At 62.6% G+C, this 4888-nt stretch carries 2 protein-coding genes and 1 pseudogene; all 3 read left to right on the top strand.

Annotation, left to right across the window (positions count from 1 at the left end; genetic code table 11):
- Positions 1-1638, top strand: a pseudogene (locus HFM78_RS01935) (hypothetical protein); the annotation flags it as partial.
- Positions 1628-3934 (top strand): hypothetical protein, encoded by a 2307-nt coding sequence (locus HFM78_RS01940; RefSeq protein ID WP_287127729.1) that lies wholly within the window; start codon positions 1628-1630, stop codon positions 3932-3934. The pseudogene HFM78_RS01935 and the gene HFM78_RS01940, both read left to right, overlap by 11 nt.
- A gap of 11 nt (positions 3935-3945) precedes the next feature.
- Positions 3946-4888 (top strand): DUF6519 domain-containing protein (locus tag HFM78_RS01945; RefSeq protein WP_287127730.1); only part of this gene is annotated, 943 nt, incomplete at its 3' end.

The following is a 4888-nucleotide window of genomic DNA, read 5'->3' on the forward strand; positions in this document are numbered from 1 at the left end:
CCCTATCCCATCCCCCCCACGGCCCAAGCCCAGGCTTACCGTCTCGTGCGCCCCAGCCTCAGCAGTAAACTCTGGTCCTACCCCGCCACGGGCATCATCTCCGGCACACAGATCCACCTCGCCAGTGTGGTGCGCGACCTCCAAGTGGGCGACCCCATCTACCTTGAGACGGGCAACCCCCCCGTTCCTGTCGTGGCAAAGGTTGAGGCCCTGACCGAAGTGGTCTGGTACGCCAACGCCGCCCGAGACACCCCCGAGACCCGGCCCAGCCAAGACCCCGCCATCCCGATTCCCCACACCCTCCTCACCCTGAGCGCGAACGTCCCCTCTGACATCGGGCAAATCCGCTACGGCTGGCAGGATGTGGCAGTCTTGCTCCCGGCTCCACTCATGACCATCAGTCAAAGCACCACGGTGTTTCAGGCCGTGGACGGAGCTAAATTCCCCCTGACGATGAGCCAGCCCGTCTTCCTCGAAGACGGCAACGGCCTAGGTGTCCAAGCCCAGGCCACTGCGACCAGCCCCGACCAAGTCACCCTCAGTTACGCCGAAACTCTCACCCTGACCCCGCCTTTACGCCTGCTCTACGGGCTACTCTCGGTCTCCCGTGGTCAAACCATCTCCCAGGAAGTGCTCGGGAGTGGCAATGCGGGGCAAAACCAAGTGTTCACGCTCCAAAAAGCTCCCCTGACCTACCGCCTCAGCACTGCCTCCACCTCGGGCGAGGGTTACGCCAGTACGTTGCAGGTCTGGGTAGACGGAATTGCTTGGCAGGAGGTACCCAGTTTCTACGGACAGTCGGCCCAAGCCCGTATTTTTGTGACCCGTGAGGACGACGGCAAAACCCAGGTCCAGTTTGGCGATGGGATCAACGGTGCACGGCTCACGACCGGGGTCAATAATGTCGTCGCTCGCTACCGCTACGGCGGGGGAGCTGAAACCCCCGCCCCCCCTAGCCTGAGCGTAATTGTCCAGCCCAGCCCCCGCCTCCAGGCCCTCCGTAACCCCGTCCCCGTCGGCGGCGGAGCTAACCCCGATGCACCATCGCAACTCAAACGCTACGCCCCCGCCTCCGTCCTGACCTTTGGTCGTGCGGTCTCCGGCGACGATTACGAGACCCTCGCGGCCCAGACACCGGGGGTGAACCGTGCCCGTGCCGACTGGAGTTGGGACCCCGCTGAACAGCGCACCCTGGTCAAGCTCTACGTGGGTGATGACAACAACGCCGTCCGCAACGCCCAACAAGCCCTCCGCGCCAGTGCCGACCCGAACCGCCCCGTCAAGGTCCTCTTGGCCCGTCCCCGTGGTGTGCAACTGAGCTTGACCCTGGTGGTAGACCCCAGCTACGACCCCCTGCCCCTCATTACCCGGGTCACCCAAGCCCTCATCGAACCAGAGACCGGGCTTTTCGGATTACGCCAAGTCCGCATTGGGCAGAGTTTTTACCCCAGTCAGGTCCAGGCGGTCTGTCTGAGGGCGGGTATCCTCGCCCTCCATGACCTGAGTTTTAGGGTCCAACAAACCACCGGGTTCTTCCTGGACCCCCACTACCGTTGGGACCCTGGGGAGGGCCAGTTTTTCCAGTTGCTCCCCGAAAATCTCCTCATCTACACCCAGGAGGCGGGCTATGTCCGTTGACGACCAATACATTGCTTTCTATCAAGAAAAACTCTGGCTGTTGTTGCCTGGGGTCTACCGCGCCCAAGACTCCGCGAGCCTGGATGTCCCCGGCTCACTTTACGAAATGGTCCACCGCTTTGCCGTCCAAGCCGCCCTCTTGCGCCGGAGTATAGACCGCCTCTGGGAAGACCAGTCTATTGAGAGTTGTGACGACTGGGTCATTGCCTACATCGGAGACCTGCTTGCCACCAACCTCGTCGCCAGCCTTGACAGTACGGGTCAACGCCGGGAGGTCGCCAAAACTATCTACTACCGCCGCCGCAAAGGGACCGTTGCCCTCATTGAGGAATTGACCAGTGACCTGACGGGCTGGAGTGCCCGGGTCGTCGAGTTCTTCCGCCATTTGGGACGGACCCGCCATGGTCTCGATCCCCAGTTGGGCCTCCCGTCTCCCTTACAACAGGCCCAGGGCTTAGTCGGACCCCGGACCCAGACCCCGGCGGGCGGGTGGGCGGACCTGCGCTCAGCTTACGGAGCTTCCCTGGCCCATGGACCCTACGACGAATATTGCCACCAAGCCGACCTGCGCCGGGGGCGGCAGCAGACGGGCTGGTACAACACTGCTCACTTGGGGGTTTTCCTCTGGCGGTTACAGAGTTTTGGGCTGACCCGGGTCACGCCCGTTCCGGTCACGGGCTGTCCTGGACACTACACCTTTGACCCCACCGGACGAGAATTACCCCTCTTTGCTGCTACCCAACGGGCGTTCGGGGACCAGTGGCAGACCCCGGAACTCTGGCAGTTGCCGACCCCCCTTACTCAATTCCTGTGGCTTGCTGAGACGGCCCGACTCTATGCCCAGGAAACCCCGGTGGTCCTCGCGCGTTCCCTGGGGGTCTTCCGTCAACCGGGGAGTTTCTATGAATTATTGCCCAGCCCTGACCTCAGGGTTTTCCCAGAGCTAGGCCGTTTCCAGGTCACAACGCCCCTAGACCCGCCCTTCTTTGCCTCTTATCACTATGGTTTCGCTGCTGCCCTCGGTGCGGGTTCCTTTGACCGCCGACCCACGCCCCCCGCCACGGTCACGGGCGGCGGCAATGCCCTGGCTCTGGCTCTTGCGGGTCTCGGCCCCCGAGGAACCGTAGTCATCGGTGACTCCCAGACCTACCCCACGGTCAACGACCTTACTGTCGAGGACGTGACCCTCTTGGCCCAGAACCGCACCCGCCCCTTGGTCCGGCTCACCACCGACTGGGTTTTCACGGGGACGGGCGCGAGTGTCCTGGCCTTGGACGGGCTGATGGTGAGCGGTGGGGACCTGATTTTACGGGGCCAGTTCGCCCGAGTGACCTTTCGTTACTGCACCTTGGACCCCGGCACGAGGGGTGAGCCTATCTTTCTTGCCTCCCTAGACCAGCGCGACCTCGTGCCCTGCCGGGTCTGGGTCGAGGGCCAAATTAGCGTACTGGTTCTAGAAAAAGTAGTGGGCGGTCCCCTCCGTACCCGTCACGGCGGCGATATCGGGCAACTCACCGTGCAGGACAGCCTCCTCCAAGCCCTGCCGACTCGACTAGAGAGCAACCCTTGGACCCCCGCCGACCTCAAGGACCCCAGCCGTCTCGCCGCCCGTCTCCAAGCAGGCCATGATCCCCTCTCCCAGCACCTCTTCAACCAACTCAGCCCTGCCGACCAAGCCAACCTCACGGACCCGGCGGTTCTGGTTAACTTCCTCAACACCCTAAGTCACGGCCCCCTCCTCTATACCCCCGCGCTTTTCCAGGACGTAGGGCTCAACCCAGAAACCCAGGCCTTCCTAGACCAAAACCCCACGGGCAGTGACCTCGCCCATCTCAACCAACGCCTCTTGACCGCCGCCTATCCCCTAGAACTCGCCGATGCCGTGATGGCCCTGAGTTCCGGGGCGGTGGTCCTAGAGCGGGTGACCTGCTTGGGACCCGCCTGGGTCCACCGTCTGGAGGCCAGTACCTGTATTTTTCATGACCTCGTGCAGGTGGAGAATTGCCAAGAAGGCTGTGTGCGTTTCAGTGCCTGGACCACGGGGAGTACCCTGCCCCGGCCCTACGCGAGTCTTGAGCTTGCCCCCCAAGCCCCCCTCTTCACCAGCCGTGTTTTCGGGCAACCGGGCTATGGACAGTTAGCCGTGCAGACCGAGCTTAGTACCGGAGCCCCCGATGGTTCCGAAATGGGGGCCTTTTCCCTCACTCAAAATGCCATTAAAGAACGCAGTCTCTACCGCAAATACCAGGAGTACCTGCCCCTCGGCTTGGCCCCGGTCTTAATTTATGTCACTTAAAGGAGCAAGCCATGGGCAGCGATAAAGCACGCAACACCTATAACCCCGCCCAGCACTACCGGGGCCTCGTCGCCCAGCAGGGCCGCGTCACCCTGGAGGCCGACTGGAACGAAGCCCAGACCCTCAGCCATGAAGAACTCCGCCTCGAAACCCGCGACCTCATCGGCTCCACGGGTACCCCTGACAACGGTTATGTCCTGCTTCCCCCGGCCCCCGGCGACGACCCCCTAGACTTCCAGATTGGTCCCGGTACTCTTTATGTGGACGGACTGAGAGTGGTTCTACCGGAAACGATTAAATATAGTGCCCAGTCCGAGTGGCTGGACCGCGCTAGTGAACCAGACTGGCTTACCCCGGACGCACCCCCCGCCCAAGAACTGGTTTACCTCTACCTGCGCGAACAGGAAATCAGTGCTACCGAGGACCCCGACCTGCGCGAACCCGCCCTCGGTGGACCCGACACGATGCAACGGCTGCGCTTAATCCAACGTATTGCCCGTCTCAATACCCAGGATGACGACTGCCTGCAAGCTCTCGCTGCACCCTGGCTGGAATCGGGACTCGCCTTTGACCCCGCCACCCTGCGCCTCAATTCCTACGCTCGCCTCCAAGTCAGCTTCCAGACCGCCCCGCCCCCGCCCGACCTGTGTGAACCCGAAGCCCAAGGCGGCTACCTCGGGGCGGAGAACCAGTTGTTCCGAGTCCAGATCAGTGACGCGACGCACTTTATCTGGGGGTTTGACAATGCTTCTTTCCTCTATTGCGTCGAGATAGACCCCGCCAATCCCCAACGGCTGAAACTCCTGTCGCGCCCCGTGGATGCCCTGCACCGCCCCCAGACCAACCAAGCCGTGGAAGTGCTATTGGCGGCGGCCCAACTCAGTAATGGGGAATACATCGCCGCCCCCAGGGGTCAGGTCCATACCCTCACCGTCCCCTATGACCCCGATACCC

Origin of the sequence: Candidatus Cyanaurora vandensis, from assembly GCF_013285555.1 — a bacterium.
Classification (GTDB): Bacteria; Cyanobacteriota; Cyanobacteriia; order Gloeobacterales; family Anthocerotibacteraceae; genus Cyanaurora; species Cyanaurora vandensis.

Coding starts and splice junctions, on each gene's coding strand:
- HFM78_RS01940 (WP_287127729.1), top strand. CDS start 1,628: ATGTCCGTTGACGACCAATACATTGCTTTCTATCAAGAAAAACTCTGG.